General features: G+C 75.4%; 8 protein-coding genes. 2 read left to right on the forward strand and 6 right to left on the reverse strand.

Annotated features, from left to right (window positions below; genetic code table 11):
* Window positions 1-64: 64 nt before the first annotated feature.
* Both ACN20G_RS01135 and ACN20G_RS01140 read right to left on the reverse strand, forming a co-directional pair.
* On the reverse strand, window positions 65-2,227 hold the full coding sequence (locus tag ACN20G_RS01135) for a BTAD domain-containing putative transcriptional regulator (RefSeq protein WP_424210799.1): 2,163 nt from the start codon (window positions 2,225-2,227) through the stop codon (window positions 65-67).
* 141 nt (window positions 2,228-2,368) lie between these two features.
* Entirely contained in the window at window positions 2,369-3,964 is a 1,596-nt protein-coding gene (locus tag ACN20G_RS01140) for an aspartate aminotransferase family protein (protein WP_424210800.1), read from the reverse strand.
* A gap of 193 nt (window positions 3,965-4,157) precedes the next feature.
* Between ACN20G_RS01140 and ACN20G_RS01145 the strand changes: the two genes are divergently transcribed.
* Entirely contained in the window at window positions 4,158-4,694 is a 537-nt protein-coding gene (locus tag ACN20G_RS01145) for a flavin reductase family protein (RefSeq protein ID WP_424210801.1), read from the forward strand.
* Window positions 4,695-4,893: 199 nt separating this feature from the next.
* On the opposite strand, the gene ACN20G_RS01150 is transcribed toward ACN20G_RS01145, so the two are convergent.
* The 4 genes from ACN20G_RS01150 to ACN20G_RS01165 form a co-directional block, all read right to left on the reverse strand.
* Window positions 4,894-6,072: an acyl-CoA dehydrogenase family protein gene (locus ACN20G_RS01150; protein WP_424210802.1), complete on the reverse strand. Its 1,179-nt coding sequence runs from the start codon at window positions 6,070-6,072 to the stop codon at window positions 4,894-4,896.
* A gap of 142 nt (window positions 6,073-6,214) precedes the next feature.
* Window positions 6,215-6,640: a YybH family protein gene (locus ACN20G_RS01155; protein ID WP_424210803.1), complete on the reverse strand. Its 426-nt coding sequence runs from the start codon at window positions 6,638-6,640 to the stop codon at window positions 6,215-6,217.
* 110 nt (window positions 6,641-6,750) lie between these two features.
* Entirely contained in the window at window positions 6,751-8,166 is a 1,416-nt protein-coding gene (locus ACN20G_RS01160) for a flavin monoamine oxidase family protein (RefSeq protein WP_424210804.1), read from the reverse strand.
* Between the two features lie 140 nt (window positions 8,167-8,306).
* On the reverse strand, window positions 8,307-8,687 hold the full coding sequence (locus ACN20G_RS01165) for a YybH family protein (protein ID WP_424210805.1): 381 nt from the start codon (window positions 8,685-8,687) through the stop codon (window positions 8,307-8,309).
* A gap of 273 nt (window positions 8,688-8,960) precedes the next feature.
* Between ACN20G_RS01165 and ACN20G_RS01170 the strand changes: the two genes are divergently transcribed.
* Window positions 8,961-22,724 carry an SDR family NAD(P)-dependent oxidoreductase gene (locus ACN20G_RS01170; RefSeq protein WP_424210806.1) on the forward strand — a complete coding sequence of 4,588 codons (13,764 nt, stop codon included), beginning with the start codon at window positions 8,961-8,963 and terminating at the stop codon, window positions 22,722-22,724.
* The last annotated feature ends 1 nt before the right edge of the window (window position 22,725 follow it).

The raw sequence follows: 22,725 nt of genomic DNA on the forward strand, positions 1-22,725 counted from the left end.
GCCCGGACCCGGACCCGGCCCCCGGTCTCGTGTCAGGGGGAGGCCGGGATCCGGTGGGTGCGGGTCAGGGCGTGGTGGGGCGGGGCCCGACCGGCTCCAGGCGGGCCAGGAGGCGGTCCAGGGCGGCGTCGGTGGTGGGGAGCAGGCCGACGACCATGGCGTGCCGGTGGTCCACGGCCCATCGGGGGGCGCGTTCGGGCAGTCGGTCGTCGGCGGCCACGAGGTGCAGGATCGGGGCGTCGGGGCGGCCCGCGAGGAGCGCGGGCAGTTCGGCGAGCAGGGCGTCGTCCACGTGGTGGACGTCGTCCCAGATCAGGACGAGCGGGGTGGCGCGGGCGGCCAGGGCGAGGAACTCGCGCCAGCCGGCGAGGACTTCGGGCCGGGGCGGGGTGGCGCCGGGGCGGAAGAGCTCCCCGAGCAGGGCGGGCAGGCCGGCGCGGATCCGGAACTCGTCGGTGAGCCGGTCGAGGGCGGCGGAGACGCGGGCGACGGCGGTGCGTTCGTCGTCGTGGTCGCCGATGGCGCAGTAGGCGGCGAGGAGGTCGGCGGGCAGGGAGCGGCCGGCGGGGGTGCCGGGCGGTCGGGCGGTGGCGGTGAGCACGCGGGCCGGTACCTCGGGGGTCTCCTCGACGCGTCGCTGGAACTCCATCAGCAGTCGGGTCTTGCCGCGTCCGGGCGGGCCGAGGACGGTCACGAGGTGCGGGGTGCTGCGGTGGCGGGCGCGGCTCCACATGGAGGCGATGAGGTCGAGTTCGCACTCGCGGTCGCCGAAGTCCAGGGTGCCGGGGCCGCCGGCGTGGTCGGTGACGCCGAGGAGTTCCCAGGGGGCGGAGGCGGTGGCACAGGCCCGTCGGTAGACCACGTCGCCCTCGGTGAGGCGGTGGGTGTCGGCGCAGACGTGCACCTCGCCGGGCGCGACCTCCTCCAGCATCCCCTGCGCCCGGCCCACCAGGGGGTCCCCGGCCCAGGTGGTGCCGGGGGCGCCCGCCTCGCGCGGGGCGGGGCGCGGGCCGGTGGCGACGGCGGCGTGCACGGACAGGCCGTGGGCCACGGGTTCCCGGGGGGCGCCGGGGGCGCCGGCGATGTGGAGGAAGTCGCGGATCTCGCTGCCGACGCGGACGGCGCGGACGGCGGCCGGGGTGCCGGGGTCCTCCTCGAAGACGCCGAGCAGGAGGGAGCCGATGGCGGAGCCGATCCGGCCGCCGTGGGCGAGGATGCGTTCGCGGGCCAGGGTGGTGAGGGCTTCGAGGGCGCGGTCGGTGTCCTCGGGGCAGCCGGGGTCCACGTCCTCGTCGAGGCAGAAGCGGACCAGGACCACCGAGCGGGTCTCGCCGGCGGCCGGCTCCGGTACCGCGGCCGGCTCCGGGACCGGGGCGGGGGTCGGGGCGGGGGTCGGGGTCGGCCGCGGGGCCGGCGCGGGTTGCGGGGGCGTCGGGGGACGCAGGAGGACCGGGGCCCTGGGCGCGTCGAGGGCCGGGTCGTGGGCGAGGACGGCGGCGTGCAGGGAGCGCAGTTCGTGGCTGGGTTCGAGGCCGAGTCCGGCGACGAGTTCCTCGCGGACCCGGGTGTAGACGGCCAGTGCCTCGGCCTGTCTCCCGCACCGGTAGAGGGCGAGCATGAGTTGGCGGGAGGCGCGTTCGCGCAGGGGGTCGGCCTCGACCAGGGCCTCCAGCTCGGGCAGGATCCCGTGGTGGCCGCCGCAGGCGAGTTCGGCCTCGAAGCGGTCCTCCATCACGTCCACGCGGGTGCCGCGCAGGGCGGTGATCTCGGGCCAGGCGATGCCCTCCTCGACGAGGTCGGCGAGGGCCGGGCCGCGCCACAGGGCGAGGGCCTCGGTGAGGCGGGTGCGGGCGGTGCGCGGGTCGCCGCCGGCGAGGGCGGCGCGGCCGGCGGCGACGTGCCGGCGGAAGGTGAGCAGGTCGACCTGGTCGGGGCTCACGTCGAGGAGGTAGCCGGGGTTGCGGGTGAGCAGCCGGGCCGGCGGATGGTCGGCGGAGGGGTCGGCGAGGACCCCGCGCAGTTGCCAGATGGCGTTCTGGAGGATCTTGCGGGCGGTGGTCGGCGGGGCGTCGTCGCTCCACAGGGCGTGCAGGAGCCGGTTGGTGGAGACGACTTGATTCGCGTGGACCAACAGGTAGGCCAGGACCCCCCGTCGGCGCAGTCCGCCGATCTCCACCGGCCCTTGGTCGTTCTCGGCCTCCAACGGCCCCAACAGGCGAAACTGCATGACCACACCCCCCGTGGGATCAACCGGCGTCCCGTCCGGGCGGACGGTTCGCCGGTTCGCGATTGCCGCGTGATCCATTATTCTCCGCCGGCGCGCTTGACGGGATATCGGCCGGCGCCGGCGGAGGAAGTGTGCCGGGGTTCACACGGAGACGAGCACTTCGCCCTTCTCGGCGGCCAGCAGCACGCACACGTCGCGCAGTCCGGCCTCCAGCTGGGCGATCTCGGCGTCGCTGAGGTACAGCGAGGGCTCGAAGCGCAGGGTGTTGACGGCGCTGGCGGTGGGGAAGGTGCGGACCCGGTGGGCGCGCAGCAGGTGGCCGGCGAGGACGTAGCCGAACAGGCCGCCCTGGGCCGCGCCGCTGATCTCGGGGGATCCGGACCCGGACTGGTCCCGGAACTCCAGGCCCTGCATGAGGCCGCGGCCGCGGACCTCGGCGACCACGTCGGGGTGGTCGGCGGCGACGGAGTCGAGCATCGCGCGCAGGGCGTCGCCGCGTTCGGCGGCCTGCCCGTACAGGCGGCCGTCCTCGGCCTCCAGCAGCTCCAGGACCTTGAGGGCGATGGTGGAGGAGAAGCTGTCCTTGGCGAAGGTCGAGCTGTGCACGATCTCGAACTCGCGCCGGTAGCGGGCCTGCCGCACGAGCATCACGGAGGTCTTGGCGATGCCTCCGCCGAGGGTCTTGGCGAGGGTGTAGTAGTCGCCGCGCAGCCCGAGGGGGGCGGAGGCGAGGAAGCTGCCGGTGCGGCCCATGCCGCTCTGGATCTCGTCCACGAGGACGGGGCAGTCGATGGCCTCGGCGAATGCCTGGATCTCGCGCGCGGCCTCCTCGGTGAGGACGCGGATGCCGCCCTCGCCCTGGATGGGCTCGACGAGGAAGGCCACGAAGACCGGGAACTCGACCTCGCGGACCTCGACGCGACCGTCGACGACGGCGAGGTGCTCCAGGGTGCCGCGCTCCTCGGCGTGGATCTCCGCCAGGCGCTCCAGGCGGTCGGCGGGCACGAACCGGGCCTGGGCGGCCAGGGAGCGGAACGGGGCGCGGTAGCCCTCGTTGTGGGTGAGCTGGACGCTCGCGGCGAGCTTGCCGTGGAAGCCGCCCTCCAGGGCGAGGAACAGCGGCGGGCGGGCGGTGCTCTCGGCGTTGCGGGCGGTGACGGCCGCGTCGAGGGCGGCGGCGCGGTCCTCGGGGGCGAGGTCGGCGGGCAGTTCGAAGCGGGCGGCGAGTTCCTCGGGGAGGGTCGCGGCTCCGGCGGTGACGGCGGCGAGGGCGGCCGCGGTGAGCTCGGCGGCCTCGGCGCGCAGGGCCTCGACGCGCATGCCGCGGTCGAGTTCGGCGTGCTTGACGGCGGCCTCGACGGCCTCGGCGCCGCTGTTGGCGAAGATGGCGAAGTAGGGCTCGTCGGTGTCGAGTTCGCGGTGCAGGATGCGGTTGAGGGCGTTCGCGAGCCGGTTGGCGTAGGGGTGGCGGGAGAACTGGGCGTGGACGGGGGTGCCCTCGGTGATGAGCCGGTGGGCGAGCGCGGAGATCTCGGGGTGGTGGTGGCCGAGCAGGACGGAGCCGTAGCCGCCCGCGAAGTCCACGACGGCCTCCTCGGCACCGTTCTCGCCCCGCAGGTACAGGGTGTTGCCCTCGGCGCGCACGTACTCCACGGCCAGGCCGGCGCTGCCGAGCACCTCGCGCAGGAAGGGTTCGGCGAGTTCGGGGCCTTCGTTTTCCTCGGTGAAGAGTTCCATGAACAAAGGGTGCGGCGGCCCGGTAAACCGGTGCTCACCGCGTGGTCATTCGCGGTCGCGGACGATTGTGGGGGCGTGATTACCGAACGATGGCAGGGGCCCGGAATGGGCCCGCATACGGTGGAGTGAATCGCCGTCCCGAATGCTGACGGCAGCGTGCACTTCTTGTGCCAAGACAATCGGAGAGACCGGCATGAATTCCGCATCCGTCGACCTCGATCCCACGACCCTGCATTCCGGCACGGGCCTCGTCGAGCCCGCCCTGCTGAGGGATGTGGTGGGCAGTTTCGCCACCGGAGTCACGGTGATCACGGTGGGTGGCGAGCACCTGCACGCCATGACCGCGAACGCCTTCAGCTCGGTGTCCCTGGACCCGCCGTCGGTGCTGTGCAGCGTCGGGCACGGCGCGGTCATGCACGGCGCGCTGAGCGACGCGGGGCGGTTCGCCGTGAACATCCTCGCCGCCCCGCAGGAGGGCCTGGCCAAGCACTTCGCGAACAAGCGCCGCACCCTGGGCGCGGCCCAGTTCGAGGACGTGGACTGGCGGGCCGGTGAGCGCACCGGGGCCCCGCTGCTGGCGGGGGCGGTGGCGTGGTTGGAGTGCGAGCTGACCGACTCGCACTCGTTCGGCGACCACACGATCTTCATCGGCTCGGTGCTGGCGGCGGGGCGCGGGGACTCGGAGGACGGGCTGTTGTTCGTCAACGGCCGGTTCGCGCGCACGGCCTGAGCGGATCGGCGGCCGGGGTCCCGCGGCGGGGCCCCGGCCGTCGGCGTCGGGGGGCGGGCGCCCGGCGGCGGCACGACGAGGGGCCCGGACCGTGGGTGTGCACGGTCCGGGCCCCTCGTGGTGTGGTCCCCGGTGCCGCCGCCCCGGGTGCGGGCCGGGGCGGCGGGGTTCGCTGCCGGCCCGCGGGGGGCCGGGCGGGTCACAGGAAGTAGGTGCCGGGCTCCAGGCCGACCAGGACGCGGCCCTGGACCTCCAGGTTGGCGTCGCGCTGCACGAGGGCGTGCAGGGAGAAGCCCTGGATGTCGCGGTGGAAGCGCTGCAGGGGCACGTCGGTGCGGATGACCGAGCCGCCGCTGAGGTCGAAGAGGATCTCGACGGCCTCCTTGGCGAGCTGCGCGGAGTACGCGGTGCGACCGCGGATGATCGCCTTCTGCTCGTCGGTGGGCTGCTCGCCGAGGTCGGCGGCGTCCTGGAGGACCTTGTGCCACAGGTGCGAGAGGGCCTCGGCCGAGTCGATCTTGTTGGCGGCGTTGGCCACCTGGACCTGGGTGAGCGGGTGCAGCTTCTGGTCGGTCCAGTCGGTGTAGGTGATGCCGCGACCGGGCAGCCGGTCGAGGAACAGCTCCAGGGCGCCGCGGGCCATGCCGAGGAAGGTGGCGGCCACGCTGGACATGATGTAGCCGAGCAGGCCGTAGTTGCGGCCGGTGGCGCCGGTGTTGGCGCGGTTGCCGGTGGCGCTGACCATGGCCTCCTCCAGGGAGACCACGCGGTGGGCCGGGACGAACACGTCACTGGCGGTGGTGGTGCCGCTGGCGGTGCCGGCGCCGGAGGAGACCTGCCAGTCGTCGGTGAGGGTCAGCTCGTCCATGGGGACGAGGGCGACGAGTTCCTCGTGGGCGCCGTCGGGGCCCTCGACCACGGCGGCCAGCAGGTTCCAGGCCGCGCCGCGGTGGCCGGAGTTGTAGCGCCAGGTGCCGTTCAGGCGGTAGCCGCCGTCCTCGGCGGGGGTCAGGGTGCCGGTGGGGGCGAAGACGATGGAGACCCGGCTGCTGCCCCCGTCGAAGACCTCCTTCTGCGCCTGGTCGGGGTAGAGGGAGGCGGCCCAGGCGCTGGTGAGCCAGACCATCGTGAGCCAGCCGGTGGAGGGGCAGCCGCGGGAGACCTCGGCGATGACGGCGGCCTGCTGGGCCACGTCGAGGTCGAGGCCGCCGTGGGCGCGGGGCACCGCGGCGCGGAAGACGCCGGCCTTCTCCAACAGCTCGATGTTCTCCTCCACCACCCAGCGGCGCTTCTCGGTCTCGACGCCGTTGCGGCGGAGGGTGGGGACGGCGTCCCGGACGGCGTCCAGGACGGACGTCAGTTCTTCCTGCGTGGCCACGCTTACTCCTCGGTGTGCCCGTGCGTCGCGGGCACGGGGGTGCTGGGGTGGGGCGGCACGGCCGCGCCGCCGGACCGGACCCGTGCGGGATCCGGGGGCCGGGGGGCGCGGCCGTGCGGACGAGAGACGGTGGTGCCCGGTGTTACTCGGCGACCAGGCCGTTGGCGGCGACCGGACGGTCGATGGACATGAGCCAGCGGCCGTCCTCCTGCAGGCGCAGCACGTCGGTGCAGACGCCGGCCAGGTGCAGCGGCTTGCCGTCGGGGCCCACGGTGTCGATGGCGTACTCGACGCCGATCAGGGCCACGTCGCCGGCCACGTAGGCGTGGGTGAGGGTGGCCTTGAGGTCGGGCTTGGTGGCCAGGAACTCCTTGAAGAAGGCCAGGCGGGCCTCGCCGGTCAGCGGGGCACCGGAGAAGTTCGAGATCGAGTCCTCGAGGTACAGGCTGTCGAACAGGGCGCCGTCGCCGGTGTTGAAGACCTGGAGGAAGATCTCGTTCTGGGTGTCGTGGTCCGCGGTGAGGTCAGGCTTGGCCGGGTCGAACGGGACGGTGAAGGTGTAGGACATGACGAGGTCGTGCCTTTCGGTCTCGGGTGGGTGCGCGTCGACGCGGGTGCGGTGCGACGCGTCGTGGTGGGGTGGTGCGGGCGCGGCGGGGCGGCCGGGGCCGCCCCCGGTCACATGGCGGCGATCTGCCGGGCCGCGCGGAGCCCGGATTCGATGGCGCCGTCGATGTAGCCGCTCCAGCCGTTGGCGGCGTCGCCGCTGGCGAACGCGAGCCGGCCCTTGGGGTTGGTGATCTCCGGGTAGAGCGTGGTGAGCTGACCCGGCTTGCGGTAGGTCCAGCCGCCGCCCGCGTAGGGGTCGTTGCCCCAGTCGTGGTTGAACAGGCCGATGATGTCGAGGTCCACGCCGAGCTTGCGCACGGCGGCCTCGACCTGCGGGACGCTGGTGTGGTCGAGGGTGGGGTCGGTGCTGAAGCCCACGTAGAGCATGCCCTGCGCGGTCTCCTTGAAGGGCAGGAGCAGCGAGATGGGGGTTCCGGTCTCGGCGCCCTGTCCGTACACCCGGCCCTGTCCCTTGGCCGCGTGGATCCACAGTTTCACGGCGTTCCTGACGGCCAGGCCCTGGGTCCCGCCGGTGGTGAGCGCCGGCGGCAGGCTCGGGGAGAACTTGATGCCGGGCCACAGGTTGGCGGGGATGGCGACGACCGCCCGCGGGGCGTTGTACGTGACCCCGGAGGTGAGCCGCACGTGCACGCGTTGCCCGGTGTCGGTGACCGAGGCCACCGGGCTGTTGAGCTTGATGGTGGGCCGACCCTCCGCGATCATCGCGTTCAGCAGGGCGGAGGTGCCCTTCTTGACGCGCCACCGCATCGTGTCGTTCCAGCCGGCGTCGTTGTGCCCGGCCAGCGCCCACCACTGGGCGAAGTGGGTGAACGAGCCGACCGCGCTGGAACCGCCGGAGTAGACGGCGGTCTGGCCGTTGACCAGGAGTTCCTCGGCCGGGGTGAGGGCGAGTTGGTCCAGGCGGTCGCGCAGGGTGAGCTTGTCCAGGCTCGCCAGGAGGTCGGCCCGGTACAGCGGTTCGAAGGGCTTCTCGAAATAGGTGCGGGTGCCGTCGAAGATCCGGGTGAAGACCGCGCCCATGCGGGCGAAGCCGTCATCCGGGGTGAAGGCCGACGGTCCGGTCGGGGTCGGGAACACGACCCGGTCGACCGGCAGGTCCTCCTCCAGTTCCAGGTTGTACCGGGCGAGCTCGGCACCCACGTGCGGCTGGGTGGGTTCCACCCAGGTGCCGCCGCGCTCGATCAGGTGTCCGGCGTGGGTGGCCGTCCAGGTCCGACCGCCGACGCGGTCACGGGCCTCGAGCACCAACACGCGGTTGCCCTGGGCCCGCAGTTCGCGGGCGGCCGTGATCCCGGCGAAGCCGGCGCCGATCACGATGACGTCGTACGCCGCGTCCTCCGCCGTCTCACCGGTGGCGTCGGCGACGGCGGGTGCCGTCGCGGTGACCACCGCCGAGGCGGCGACCGCCGTGGCACCGGCCGCCTTGAGGACGGTGCGGCGCGTCGGTCTGGTGCGGACCTGCATCGGTTCTGCTCCCCCGGGTACTGCGAGGGCGGCGGGTGCGCGGCGGCACCCGGTCGCCCGACTGTCGGTGTTCTGGGACGTGCTGGACGAGGACCCGCCGGTCGGTGCGCGGGGGCCTGCGCCCCCGGGCCGGCTCAGGCTCAGGCTTCCTGGCCGTACGGGTCGTCGATCGCGTAGCGCCACACGTTGTCCTCGCCCAGGCGCAGCACGTCGACGCCGACGCCGGAGAGGTGCTCGGGCTCGCCGTTCTCGTCGACCGTGTCGATGGTCCAGTCGACGATGAGGAGGGCGGTGTCCCCGGTGACGTAGGACTCGCGCGGGACGGCCGTCATCTTGGGCTTGTTCTTGAAGAACTCGCGGGCGTACTCGCGGCGGGCGTCACCGGTGAGCGGCTGGCCGGGCTCCCAGACGGCGACGGCCTCCTCGGTGTAGAAGCTGTCGACCTTGTCGAAGTCGCCGGCGTTGAATGCCTCCACGTAGAGGGCGGTGTGCTTTTCCACGTCGTTGGTGAGCTGCGTCATGACGGGATTCGACCTTCTTTCACTGCTGAATCGCTGCGCTGATCGGTGTCGATCAATCGGTGAGCCAGACGCTATTGGGTGAAAATCCTTCGCTGTCCACCCCCGGGTAATGACCCGCTCTCATCGGGCCGCGCCGGCCGATTACCGACCGGTGGACGGGAACTGAGATGACCGAGAGGACCGGCTGCATACCATCTGCGGGTGTTGTCTCCGGGGCTTTCACGCACCGGTCCGTGCGGTCGCTAAATGATCTGGAAAGGGCAGTCGAGCGCGATGAGCAATCAGAGCCAATCCCCCAGTGCCGTTGAGCCCGGTGGCGTCGAGGGGCCCATCGCGGTCGTCGGCATGTCCGCTCGCCTCCCCGGCGCCGACGGTCTCGGGGCCTTCTGGTCCCTGCTGTCCTCCGGCGCCGACGGCGTCACCGAAGTCCCCGAGGGCCGGTGGGTGTCGGCCTCGGGCGATCCCGCGCCGGCCGACAGCACGGCGGGCAAGCGCCGCGGTGGGTTCCTGGACCGGGTCGACACCTTCGACGCCGCCTTCTTCGGGGTCTCGCCGCGCGAGGCCGTGGTGATGGACCCGCAGCAGCGGATGGTCCTCGAACTGGCCTGGGAGGCCCTGGAGGACGCCGGCATCGTGCCCGCGAGCCTGCGCGGCACCCGGACCGCCGTGTTCGTGGGCACCCTGCGCGACGACTACGCCGCCCTGCTGCACCAGCACGGCGAACGGGCCGTCACCCAGCACACGATGGCGGGCGTGAACCGGGGCGTCATCGCCAACCGGGTCTCCTATCACCTGGGGCTGCACGGCCCGAGCCTGACCGTGGACTCCGCCCAGTCCTCCTCGCTGGTGGCGGTGCACCTGGCCGCCGAGTCCCTGCGGCGCGGGGAGTCGGACGCGGCGCTGGTCGCGGGCGTCAACCTGAACATCCTGGCCGAGAGCGCGGTGGCCCAGGAGCGCTTCGGCGGGGTCTCCCCCGACGGCACCACCTACGCCTTCGACGCCCGCGCGAACGGCTTCGTGCGCGGCGAGGGCGGCGCGGTCGTGGTCCTCAAGCCGCTGGCCGCGGCCCTGGCCGACGGGGACCGCGTGTACGGCGTGATCCGGGGCAGCGCCGTCAACAACGACGGCGCCACCCCCGGGCTGACGGTGCCGGGCGGCGCGACCCAGGAGCGGGTGCTGCGCGAGGCGTACGCGAAGGCCGGGGTCGACCCCTCGGCCGTGCAGTACGTGGAGCTGCACGGCACCGGCACCCCGGTCGGCGACCCGATCGAGGCCGCCGCGCTCGGCGCGGTGCTCGGCGCGGGCCGCCCGGCCCAGACCCCGCTCGTGGTGGGCTCGGTCAAGACGAACGTGGGCCACCTGGAGGGCGCGGCCGGCATCGTCGGTCTGGTCAAGACCCTGCTGGCGCTGGCGCACCGGACCATCCCCGCGAGCCTGAACTTCGAGACCCCGAACCCGGAGATCCCCTTCGCGGAGCTGGGCCTGACCGTGGCCGACAAGGCCCGGGAGTGGCCCGCTCCGCAGGCCGAACTCGTCGCCGGTGTCTCCTCGTTCGGCATGGGCGGCACGAACGCGCACGTGGTGCTGGCGCAGGCGCCGGCGGGCACCGGTCTCGACGCGCCGGGCCCGGACACCAGCGAGGACCTGTCCTGCGTGGTGCCGCTGGTGGTCTCGGGCCGGACCCCGGCCGCGCTGCGGGCGCAGGGCGAGCGGCTGCGCGCGGCGCTGGCCGCCGAGGACGCCCCCGGCACCCACGCGGCGGCACGGGCGCTGGCCACCTCCCGGACCGTCTTCGAGCACCGCGCGGTGGTCCTGGCGGGCGCCGACGCGACGGCGGGCACGGACGCGGCGCTGGCCGCGCTGGCCGCCGGCGAGCCGGCCGCCGACCTGGTCACGGGCGTGCCCGCGCCGGCGGCGCGACTGGCCGTGCTGTTCACCGGCCAGGGCGCCCAGCGCGTCGGCATGGGCCTGGAGCTCCGCGAGCGGCACCCGGAGTTCGCCGCCGCCTTCGACGCGGCGTGCGCGGCCCTGGACCCGCACCTGGAGCGTCCGCTGGCCGAGGTGATCGCCTCGGGCGAGGGCCTGGACGAGACGGGGTACACCCAGCCCGCGCTGTTCGCGGTCGAGGTGGCCCTGTACCGGCTGGTGGAGTCCTGGGGGGTGCGGCCCGAGCTGGTGGCGGGGCACTCGATCGGCGAGATCGCGGCGGCCCACGTGGCCGGGGTGTTCTCGCTGGCGGACGCGGCCCGGCTGGTCGCGGCGCGCGGCCGGCTGATGCAGGCGCTGCCCGCGGGCGGGGCCATGATCGCCGTGGAGGCCGAAGAGGCCGAGGTCCTGGCGGCCCTGGCCGAGCTGCCCGAGGGCGCGGACACCGTGGGTGTCGCGGCCGTCAACGGGCCCCGCGCGGTGGTGGTCTCCGGCGCCGAGGCGCCGGCGCTGGCGGTGGCCGAGCGGCTGAAGGAGGCCGGTCGGCGCACGAAGCGCCTGACGGTCTCGCACGCCTTCCACTCGCCGCTGATGGAGCCGATGCTCGACGAGTTCCGTGCCGTGGTGGCCGAACTGGAGCTGAACGAGCCCGAGTTCGAGACCGTCTCCTCGGTGACGGGCGAGAGCGCGGCCGAGGCGTGGACGCGGGTGGAGTACTGGGTGGAGCAGGTGCGCCGGCCGGTGCGCTTCCTCGACACCGTGCGCGCCCTGGAGGCGGCCGGCGCCGGGACCTTCCTGGAGCTGGGCCCGGACGGGGTCCTCTCGGCGATGGTGCGCGACGGGGCCTCGGGCGACGCGGTCGCGGTGTCCGCGCTGCGGCGCGGCCGGCCGGAGTCGCGGACCCTGGTGTCCGCGCTGGCCTCGGTCTTCGCGCGGGGCGTGGCGGTGGACTGGGCGGCGGCGCTGGGCGCGAGCGCGTCCGAGCCGCGGGTGGCCCTGCCGACGTACGCGTTCCAGCGCGAGCGGTACTGGGTCTCGGGCACGGCGCGCACGGCGACGGCGGCCCCCGAGGCCGTGATCGAGGCCCCGGTCGAGACCCCGCGCGCGGCCCGGACGCCGGTGGGCACGGACGTGACGGCGCTGGTGACGGCGCGGGTGGCGGCGGTGCTGGAGTACGGGGCGGACCGGCCCGTGCCGCTGCACACCCCGTTCAAGGAGCTCGGCTTCGACTCGCTGATGTCGGTGGAGCTGCGCGACGCGCTGGCCGAGGCCCTGGGGCTGCGGCTGGCGAGCGGTCTGCTCTTCGACCACCCCACGGCGGCCCTGCTGGCCGCGCACCTGAACACCCTGATCGCCGGGCCGGCCGAGGACGAGGCGCTCGTCGCGCGCGGCCCGGTCGAGGCCGACGAGCCGATCGCGATCATCGGCATGGCCTGCCGTTACCCGGGCGGGGTGGCCTCGCCCGAGGACCTGTGGCGGCTGGTGTCCGAGGGCACCGACGCGATCTCCGGCTTCCCCACCGACCGCGGTTGGGACCCGGACCTGTACGACGCGGACCCGAGCCGCGGCGGTCACAGCACCGTGCGTTCGGGCGGGTTCCTGCACGACGCGGCCCTGTTCGACCACGGCTTCTTCGGGATCTCCCCGCGCGAGGCGCTGGCCATGGACCCGCAGCAGCGGCTGCTGCTGGAGACCGCCTGGGAGGCGGTGGAGCGGGCCGGGCTCGACGCCGACGCGCTGCGCGGCAGCCGGGCCGGGGTGTTCGTGGGCGCCACCGCGCTGGACTACGGGCCCCGGATGCAGGACGCGCCCGAGAGCGTCGAGGGCCACCTGCTGACCGGCACCACCCCGAGCGTGATGTCCGGCCGGATCGCCTACCAGCTGGGCCTGGTCGGTCCGGCGCTGACCGTGGACACCGCCTGCTCCTCCTCGCTGACCGCGCTGCACCTGGCGGTGCGTTCGCTGCGGTCGGGCGAGAGCACGCTGGCCATCGCGGGCGGCGCCACGGTGATGTCCTCGCCGGGCATGTTCACCGAGTTCTCCCGGCAGCGCGGCCTGGCCGCCGACGGCCGCTCGAAGTCCTTCTCCTCCACCGCCGACGGCACCTCCTGGGCCGAGGGCGTGGGCCTGCTGGTCGTGGAGCGGCTCTCGGACGCGCGGCGCAACGGGCACCGCGTGCTCGCCGTGATCCGGGGCACCGCCATCAACCAGGACGGCGCGAGCAACGGCCTGACCGCCCCGAACGGCCCGGCGCAGGAGCAGGTCATCCGGCAGGCCCTGGCCGACGCGGGTCTGGGCGCCGGCGACGTGGACGCCGTCGAGGCGCACGGCACCGGCACCCGCCTGGGCGACCCGATCGAGGCGCAGGCCCTGCTGGCCACGTACGGGCGGGACCGGGCCGAGGACCGGCCGGTGCTGCTCGGTTCGCTGAAGTCGAACATCGGGCACACGCAGGCCGCGGCCGGCGTGGGCGGCGTGATCAAGATGGTGCAGGCGCTGCGCCACGGGGTGCTGCCGCAGACCCTGCACGTGGACTCCCCGACCCCGATGGTGGACTGGTCGGCGGGCGGTCTGGAGCTGCTGACCGAGCGTCGGGACTGGCCCGAGGCGGACCGTCCGCGCCGCGCCGCCGTCTCCTCCTTCGGGATCAGCGGCACCAACGCGCACGTGATCCTGGAGCAGGTCGAGGAGGCGCCGCTCCAGGCCCCGGCCGAGGAGCCCGCGGTCTTCGACGCGCCGGTCGCCTTCCCGCTGTCGGCCGCCGACCCGGAGGCCCTGCGGGAGCGGGCCGCGCAGCTCGTGGAGCTGCTGGGTTCGGGCGCGGTCTCCGTGCGCGATCTGGGCTTCTCGCTGGCGACCACGCGCACGGCGCTGCCGCGTCGGGCCGCCGTGGTCGCGGCCGACGGGGCCGAGCTGACCCGGGGTCTGACGGCGCTGGCCGAGGACCGCGAGGACGTCTCGCTGGTGCTCGGGGACGCCGGGGCCGCGGGCCGCACCGCCTTCCTGTTCACCGGCCAGGGCGCGCAGCGCCACGGCATGGGCGCCGAGCTGTACGCGACGAACGAGGTGTTCGCGGCCGCCCTCGACGAGGTGACGGCGGCCTTCGACGCGCACCTGGAGCGCCCGCTGCGCGCGGTGATGTTCGCCGCCGCGGACGCCGAGGACGCGACCGAGGCCGCGGACGCGGCGCTGCTGCACCGCACCGCCTACACCCAGCCGGCGCTGTTCGCCGTCGAGGTGGCCCTGTTCCGGCTGGCCGAGCACCACGGGCTGCGGCCCGACCTGGTGGCCGGTCACTCGATCGGCGAGCTGGCCGCCGCGCACTGCGCCGGGGTGTTCTCCCTGGCCGACGCGGCCCGGCTGGTGTCCGCGCGCGGCCGGTTCATGGAGGCGGCCCGCGCCGGGGGCGCGATGATCGCCGTGGAGTCCTCGGAGGAGGAGCTGGCGCCGCTGGTGGCCGAGTACCCGGGCCGGCTCGCGGTCGCCGCGTACAACGGCCCCACCTCCGCCGTGATCTCCGGCGACGAGGACGCGGCCGAGGAGCTCGCGGGCCGGCTGAAGGCCGAGGGCCGGCGGGTCAAGCGGCTCACCGTCAGCCACGCCTTCCACTCCCCGCACATGGACGAGGCCGTTCTCGCGTTCCGCGAGGTCGCGGCCGAGGTGGCCTACCACCCGCCGGTGCTGCCGCTGATCTCCACCGTGACGGGTCGGCCCGCCGACGCCGACACCCTGGCCTCGCCCGACTACTGGGCCGGGCAGATCCGGGAGGCGGTCCGCTTCGCCGACGCCGTCCGCGAGCTCTCCGCGCACGGGGCGACGGTCTTCGTGGAGCTGGGTCCGGACGCGGTGCTCGCGCCGCTGGCCCGGGGCGCGGCCCCGGGCGAGCCGGCCGCCGTGTCCCTGCTGCGGGCCGGTCGGCCCGAGGCCCGCACCCTGGCGCTGGCGCTGGCCGAGGCCCGGGCCAACGGCGCGGTCCTCGACGGCGGTTCCTTCTTCCCCGGTGGTCGGGTCGTGGACCTGCCCACCTACCCGTTCCGGCGCGAGCACCACTGGCTGCCGGCGCGGGCGGCCGGCGACGCCCGGTCCTTCGGGCTGGTCCCGGCCGAGCACCCGCTGCTGGCCGGCGCGGTGGACATCGCGGGCGGCGAGGACCTGGTGCTGACCGGCGTGCTCTCCGCGGCGGGCCAGCCGTGGCTGGCCGATCACGTGATCGGCGACGCGGTGCTGCTGCCCGCCACCGCCTTCGTGGAGCTGGCGCTGGCCGCCGGCGCGCACACCGGACTGGACCGGGTGGCCGACCTGACGCTGGAGGCGCCGCTGCGGCTGCCCCTGGACGGGGCGGCCCGGGTGCAGGTGTCGGTGGGCGCCCCCGAGGGCGACGGGGCGCGGCCCTTCGCCGTGCACGCCCGTCCGGCGGGCGCGGCGGCGGACGCCGAGCCGTGGACGCGTCACGTCTCGGGCGTGCTGGCCGAGCGCGGTCCGGCCCCGGTGGCCGAGGCCGAGGTCTGGCCGCCGGCGGACGCGGTGGCCGAGCCCCTGGACGGGGTGTACGACCGGCTGGCGGCGCTGGGCTACGGCTACGGGCCGTCCTTCCGGGGGCTGACCCGGATGTGGCGCGCGGGCTCCGAGGTGTTCGCCGAGGTGCGGCTGCCGGCGGGTCCGGACGCGGCGGCCGACCGCTTCGCGCTGCACCCGGCGCTGTTCGACGCGGTGCTGCACCCGGTGGTGCTGCACGCGGCCGACGCGGCCGGTGACGGCGCGACCCGGCTGCCGTTCGCGTGGAGCGGCACGGAGCTGTACGCGGCGGGCGCGGCCGAGCTGCGGGTGCGGATCACCCCGCTCGGCGGGGACGCCTACGCCCTGGCCCTGAGCGACGGCGCCGGCAACCCGGTGGCCTCGGTGGAGTCGCTGGCGCTGCGCGCCGTCGCGGCCGAGGCCCTGGCGGCGCCCGCCGCCGGTCCGGCGGCCGAGCACCTGTACGCGGTGGAGTGGTCCCCGGTGCGGGCGGCGGGCCGCGAGGTCGCGGCGCACGTCCTGACGGGCGGGGCGCTGCCGGGCCCGGACGCGGTGGCGGAGGCCGACGCGCTGGTGCTGCGGGTGGACGAGTTGACGGCCGGTGTCGCGGCCGGGGACTCTCCGGTCGCGGCGGCCCACGAGGTCACCGCCCGGGTCCTGGACCTGGTGCGGGAGTTCCTCGCCGAGGAGGGCTACGGCCGGGCGCGGCTGGTGCTGCGCACCCGGGGCGCGGTGGCCGTCGGGGTCGGGCAGGACGTGCCGGATCTGGCGGCGGCCCCCGTGTGGGGTCTGGTGCGGGCCGCGCAGGCCGAGCACCCGGACCGGCTGGTCCTGTTGGACGTGGCCGAACCGGCCGAGGGGGAGGCCGCGTTGGCGGCGGCGCTCGGTGACGAGCCGCAGCTCGCGGTGCGCGGGGGCGTCGTGCTGGCGCCGCGGCTGGTGAAGGCGCCGACGACCGGTACCGGTACGGGCCCGGCCTTCGGTCCGGAGGGCACGGTCCTGGTGACCGGTGGCACCGGTGGTCTGGGCGCGTTGTTCGCGCGGCACCTGGTGGCCGAGCACGGCGTGTCGCGGCTGCTGTTGGTGAGCCGGCGCGGTCCGGCCGCCGAGGGTGCGGACGAGTTGCGGGCCGAGCTGTTGGCGGCGGGCGCGGCGGAGGTGACGATCGCCGCGGGCGACGTGGCCGACCGTGCGGCGCTGGCCGGGCTGCTGGCCGGGATCCCGGCCGAGCACCCGCTGACGGGCGTGGTGCACACCGCCGGTGTGCTGGACGACGCGACGGTGGAGGCGCTGACGGCGGAGCGGCTGTCGGGCGTGCTGCGGCCGAAGGTGGACGCGGCGTGGAACCTGCACGAGCTGACGGCCGACGCGGCCCTCACCGCGTTCGTGCTGTTCTCGTCGGTGTCCGGGCTGACCGGTACGGCGGGGCAGGCGAACTACGCGGCGGCCAACACCTTCCTGGACGCCCTGGTGGCGCGCCGGCGGGCCCTGGGGCTGCCGGGCACCTCGCTGGCCTGGGGTCTGTGGGACGCCGGGCAGGGCATGGGCGCGGGTCTGGGCGAGGCCGACCTGGCGCGCTGGGCGCGGGCCGGGATGCGGCCGATCACCCCGGAGTCGGGTCGGGCGCTGTTCGACCGGGCCGTGGTCGAGGACCACGCGCCGGCGGTGCCGGTGCACCTGGACCCGGTGGCGCGGCGGGCCTCGCAGGAGGCTCCGGCGGCGCTGCTGCGCTCGGTGTTCCGCGTCGCGGGCGGTCGACGGGCGGCGGCCCGGTCGGCGGCCGGCGGGGACGCGGGCGCGTGGGCGGAGCGGATCGGCGCGCTGCCCGAGGAGGAACGTTCCGGCGCCGTGTTGGGGCTGGTGCGCGAGACGGTCGCGAGCGTGCTGGGGCACGCGGACGGCTCGACGATCGAGCCGGCGCGGGCCTTCAACGAGATCGGTTTCGACTCGCTGGCCGGCGTCGAGCTGCGCAACCGGCTGAACAAGGCGACGGGGGTGCGGCTGTCGGCGACCGCCGCGTTCGACCACCCCTCGCCCAAGGCCCTGGCCGAGCACCTGCTGTCGCTGGTGGCGGTCACGGACCCCGCGAAGGCGGCGCCGGCGCGGCGCGTCAAGCGGTCGGCGGCGCTGGACGAGCCGATCGCGATCGTGGGCATGGCCTGCCGCTACCCGGGCGGGGTGTCCTCGCCCGAGGAGCTGTGGCGCCTGGTGTCCGAGGGCACCGACGCGATCAGCGAGTTCCCGACCAACCGCGGCTGGGACCTGGGTCGGCTGCACCACCCGGACCCGGCGCACACGGGCACCTCGTACGTGCGTCACGGCGGGTTCCTGCACGACGCGGACCTCTTCGACCGCGAGTTCTTCGGGGTGTCGCCGCGTGAGGCGACCGCGACGGACCCGCAGCACCGCCTGCTGCTGGAGACGGCGTGGGAGACCCTGGAGAGCGCCGGGCTGGACCCGGAGGACCTGCGGGGTTCGCGCACGGGCGTGTTCACGGGCGCCATGTACGACGACTACGTGACGCGGCTGAGCGCGGCGCCGGAGGAGTACGAGGGCTTCCTGCTGGCGGGCAACCTGTCCAGCGTGGTCTCGGGCCGGCTGTCGTACACCTACGGGTTCGAGGGTCCGGCGGTGACGGTGGACACGGCGTGCTCCTCCTCGCTGGTGGCCCTGCACTTGGCGGCGAACGCGCTGCGGACCGGTGAGTGCGATCTCGCGCTGGCCGGCGGCGTGACCGTGATGGCGGGTCCGAGCGTGTTCGTGGAGTTCTCGCGCCAGCGCGGCCTGTCCCCCGACGGCCGGTGCCGGTCCTTCTCGGCCGAGGCCGAGGGCACGGGCTGGTCGGAGGGCGTGGGCCTGCTCCTGGTGGAGCGGCTCTCGGACGCGCGGAGGAACGGGCACCGGGTGCTCGCGGTGATGCGCGGCAGCGCCGTCAACCAGGACGGCGCGAGCAACGGTCTGACCGCCCCGAACGGTCCGGCGCAGGAGCGGGTGATCCGGCAGGCGCTGGAGAGCGCGCGGCTGGCCCCGGCGGACGTGGACGCCGTCGAGGCGCACGGCACCGGCACCCGCCTGGGCGACCCGATCGAGGCCCAGGCCCTGCTGGCCACCTACGGCCAGGACCGGCCGGAGGAGCTGCCGCTGTACCTGGGTTCGCTGAAGTCGAACATCGGGCACTCGCAGGCCGCGGCCGGCGTCGGCGGCATCATCAAGATGGTGGAGGCCATGCGGCACGGGGTGCTCCCGAAGTCGCTGCACGCCGACAACCCGTCCTCGGTCATCGACTGGGACGCGGGCGCGGTGGAGCTGTTGGCCGAGGAGCGGGCCTGGCCCGAGACGGGCCGGCCGCGTCGTGCGGGCGTCTCCTCCTTCGGCATCAGCGGCACCAACGCGCACGTGATCATCGAGCAGGGCGACCCGGAGCCCGCGCCGGCCGCCGAGCCGGTCCGACCGGCCGTGCCAGCTACGGCCTGGCTGCTGTCGGCGCGCGGCGAGGAGGCGCTGCGGGCGCAGGCCCTGCGGCTGCGCGAGCACGTCGCGGGCCGCGCGGAGCTGCGGCCGGCGGACGTCGGCCTGTCTCTGGTGACCACCCGTGCCACGCACTCGCACACCGCGGTCGTGGTCGGCGCGGACCGGGAGGAACTGCTGGCGAACCTGGACCTGTTGGCGCAGGACGCGCCGGCGCCGGGGCTGCTGGTGGAGCTCTTCGGTCCGACGCGCGGCAAGCTGGCGGTGCTGCTCACCGGTCAGGGTTCGCAGCGGCTCGGCATGGGCCGGGAGCTGTACGAGTCCTCGCCGGTGTTCGCGGCGGCCTTCGACGAGGTCTGCCGGCACCTGGACCCGGAGCTGGTCCGGCCGCTGAAGCAGGTGCTGTTCGCCCCGGCGGACTCGGCCGACTCGGCGCTGATCGACCAGACGGCCTTCACCCAGGCGGCGCTGTTCGCGGTGGAGACGGCCCTGTTCCGACTGGCCGAACACCACGGCCTGAAGCCGGACTTCCTGCTCGGGCACTCGATCGGCGAGGTGACGGCCGCGCACCTGGCGGGCGTCCTGGACCTGCCGGACGCGTGCGTGCTGGTCGCCGAGCGCGGCCGGCTGATGCAGGCGGCCCGCGAGGGCGGGGCGATGTCCGCGATCGAGGCGGGCGAGGAGGAGGTGCTGGCCACCCTCGTCGAGCACGGTGACGCCGTGGTCGTCGCGGGGGTCAACGGGCCCCGCTCCACGGTGATCTCGGGTGACGAGGAGGCCGTGGACGCGGTGACCGCGCTGTGGCGGGCCCGGGGCAACCGGGTCAAGCGACTGCCGGTCAGCCACGCCTTCCACTCCCCGCACATGGCGGAGGTGCTGGACGAGTTCCGGCAGGTCGCGGCCGGGCTCACCTTCCACGAGCCGCGGATCCCGATCGTCTCCAACCTGACGGGCGAGATCGCCGACCCGGCCGACCTGGCCTCGCCCGACTACTGGGCGCGGCACATCCGCGAGGCCGTCCGCTTCCTGGACGGGGTGCGGACCCTGGTCGGGCGCGGGGTCACGGAGTGGCTGGAGCTGGGCCCGGACGGGGTGCTGACGGCCCTGGTGCGGGAGTGCCTGGAGGGCGCGGAGACCGGGACCCTGCTGCCGGCGCTGCGACGCGGCCGGCCCGAGGCGACGGTGTTCGTCTCGGCGCTGGCGCGGCTCGCGCAGCGCGGGGTGCCGCTGGACCCGGCCCGGCTGTGGCCGGGCGGGGTCCGGGTGGACCTGCCGAGCTACGCGTTCCGGCACGCCCGGTACTGGCTGGACGCGCCGCAGGGCGCGCCCGGGGACGCGGCCGGCTTCGGCCTGGTCGCGGCCGAGCACCCGCTGCTGGGTGCCTCGGTGGCCCTCGCGGACCGGGACGAGCACGTGTTCACGGGCCGCCTGTCGCGGCACACCCACGGGTGGCTGACCGGGCACGCGGTGGCGGGCACGGTGCTGGTGCCGGCGACGGGTCTGCTGGAGCTGGCCCTGACCGCGGCCGAGCGCTCCGGGGCGGGCGGCGTCGAGGACCTGACGCTGGCCGCGCCGCTGGTCCTGCCCGAGCGGGACGGGGTGCTGGTGCAGGTCTCGGTGTCGGCCGCGGACGCGACCGGCGGACGGGAGCTGCGGGTGCACTCGCGGCCCGACGACGGGGACGCGGCCGGGGTGTGGACCCTGAACGCGCACGGTCGACTGGGCGCCGTCGACCCGGCTCCGGCGGCTTCGGCGGCCTGGCCGCCGGCCGGGGCGACCGAGGTGGACCTGACGGGCGCCTACGAGCGCCTGGAGGCCATCGAGTACGCGTACGGCGAGCCGTTCCGCAACCTGCGGCGGCTGTGGACGGGTTCGGCCGGGGAGCTGTTCGCGGAGGTGTCGCCCGGTGAGGCGATCCGTTCCCAGACGCAGTCCTTCACAGTGCACCCGGCGCTGTTGGACGCGGCGCTGCACTCCCTGCTGCCGGGCGTGGCCGCCGCCGAGGGTCGGGCCTGGCTGCCCTTCTCCTGGTCCGGGGTCGCGGCCTCGGCCTCGGGCGCGGGTTCGCTGCGGGTGCGGCTGGTGCCGGAGGGTTCCGGTGACCCGGAGTCCCCGGTGTACGCGCTGGAGGTGACGGACGGCATCGGCGCGCCGGTGCTGTCGGTGGCGGCGCTGGCCCTGCGTCCCCTGTCGATCGAGGCCCTGCGGGCCGCGTCGGGCGGGGTCGCGGACGGCCTGTTCGGGGTGGACTGGACGCCGCTGCCGGCGGCGGGCGCGGTCGACACCTCCGGGTGGGCGGCGTTCGGCGGGGAGCGGGAGGCGGCCCGGTTCGGGCTCGGCCTGTCGCACGCCGGACCGGAGGCCCTGGCCGGGGCGCTGGACGCGGGTTCGGCGCTGCCGCCCGTGGTGGTGCTGGAGGCCGCCGACGCGGGGGCCGCGAGCGGCGCGGACCTGCCGGAGCGGGCCCGGGCGAGCGTGCACGGCGTGTTGGCGACGGTGCGCGGCTGGCTGGCCGAGGAGCGGTTCGAGGGCTCCCGGTTGGTGGTCGTGACCCGGGGCGCGGTGGCCGCGGCCGCCGGGGACCCGGTGCCGGGCGTGGCGCAGGCTCCCGTGTGGGGTCTGTTGCGGGCCGCGCAGACGGAGAACCCGGGCCGGCTGGTCCTCGTGGACCTGGACGCCGAGGGCACGCTCCCGGTGGGGGCGGTGCTCGGCGAGGAGCCGCAGCTCGCGGTGCGCGCCGGCTCCGTGCTGGCGCCGCGACTGGCGCGGACGGAGCCGCCGGCCCCGGACGCGGCGGGCCCCGACTGGGGCACCGGCACGGTCCTGGTGACGGGTGCGACGGGTGCGCTGGGCGCGGTCCTGGCCCGGCACCTGGTGCGCGAGCAGGGGGTCAGGGACCTGCTGTTGGTGAGCCGTCGGGGTGCCGAGGCGCCCGGGGCGGCCGAGCTGACGGCCGAGCTGACCGAGGCGGGTGCCCGGGTGCGGGTGGCCGCGTGCGACGTGACCGACCGGGAGCGGGTGGCGGCCCTGTTGGCCGAGGTGCCCGCGGACCGTCCGGTGACGGCCGTGGTGCACACCGCGGGCGTGTTGGACGACACGACGGTGGCCTCGCTGACCCCGGAGCGCCTGGACGGGGTGCTGCGACCGAAGCTGGACGCGGCCTGGCATCTGCACGAGGCCACGGCCGGCCTGGATCTCAAGGCATTCGTGCTGTACTCGTCCGTGGCGGGGCTGTTGGGGACGGCGGGGCAGGCCAACTACGCGGCCGGCAACACCTTCCTGGACGCGTTGGCCGCGCACCGTCGGGCCCTGGGCCTGGCCGGCACCTCGCTGGCCTGGGGTCTGTGGGCCGAGAGCAGTGACCTCAGCGGTCACCTGGCCGAGGCCGACCTGCGGCGACTGGCCCGTTCGGGTCTGCGGCCGCTGGCCACGGACGACGCGATGGCGTTGTTCGACGCGGCGCCCGCGACGGGCCGCGCGGTGCTCGCCGTGACCCGGTGGGACACCGCGGGGCTGCGGAACTCGGGCGAGCCGATCCCGGCGCTGTTGCGGGGGATGGTGCGTCCGGCGCCGAAGCGGGCCGGGGCGGCGCAGGCCGCGGCCGAGACCGGGCCGGGTCTGGCGGAGCGACTGGCCGGGCTGCGGCCGGCGGACCGGGACCGGATGCTGCTGGACCTCGTGCGGTCCTCGGTGGCCGGGGTGCTCGGGCACGCCGACCCCTCCGAGATCGGGGCGGACCGGGCGCTTCAGGAGTTGGGCTTCGACTCGCTGACGGCGGTGGAGCTGCGCAACCACCTGATGAAGGCCACCGGGCTGCGACTGCCGGCGACGCTGGCCTTCGACCACCCGACGCCGGGCGCCCTCGCCGAGTACGTGCGGGAGCGGTTGGGCGTGGTGGAGACCGCTCCCGACGAGGCGCTGCTGTCCGAACTGGCGCGGATGCGGCCGGGGCTGGAGGAGGCGGCCGGCGACGAGGGTTCGCGGGAGCGGATCGCGGCCCGGTTGCGGGAGCTGTTGGCGGCCGTGAGCGCGGCCGGTGCGGCGGTCGCCGTGGCGGAGCAGGTCGAGGACGACCTGGACGAGGCCACGGACGAGGAGCTGTTCGCGCTCCTGGACGAGCTCGACTGAT

It is taken from the genome of Streptomyces dryopteridis (assembly GCF_049606955.1).
Lineage (GTDB): Bacteria > Actinomycetota > Actinomycetes > Streptomycetales > Streptomycetaceae > Streptomyces.

Coding starts and splice junctions, on each gene's coding strand:
- ACN20G_RS01160 (WP_424210804.1), bottom strand. CDS start 8,166: ATGCAGGTCCGCACCAGACCGACGCGCCGCACCGTCCTCAAGGCGGCC.
- ACN20G_RS01155 (WP_424210803.1), bottom strand. CDS start 6,640: ATGTCCTACACCTTCACCGTCCCGTTCGACCCGGCCAAGCCTGACCTC.
- ACN20G_RS01135 (WP_424210799.1), bottom strand. CDS start 2,227: ATGCAGTTTCGCCTGTTGGGGCCGTTGGAGGCCGAGAACGACCAAGGG.
- ACN20G_RS01140 (WP_424210800.1), bottom strand. CDS start 3,964: ATGGAACTCTTCACCGAGGAAAACGAAGGCCCCGAACTCGCCGAACCC.
- ACN20G_RS01170 (WP_424210806.1), top strand. CDS start 8,961: ATGAGCAATCAGAGCCAATCCCCCAGTGCCGTTGAGCCCGGTGGCGTC.
- ACN20G_RS01145 (WP_424210801.1), top strand. CDS start 4,158: ATGAATTCCGCATCCGTCGACCTCGATCCCACGACCCTGCATTCCGGC.
- ACN20G_RS01165 (WP_424210805.1), bottom strand. CDS start 8,687: ATGACGCAGCTCACCAACGACGTGGAAAAGCACACCGCCCTCTACGTG.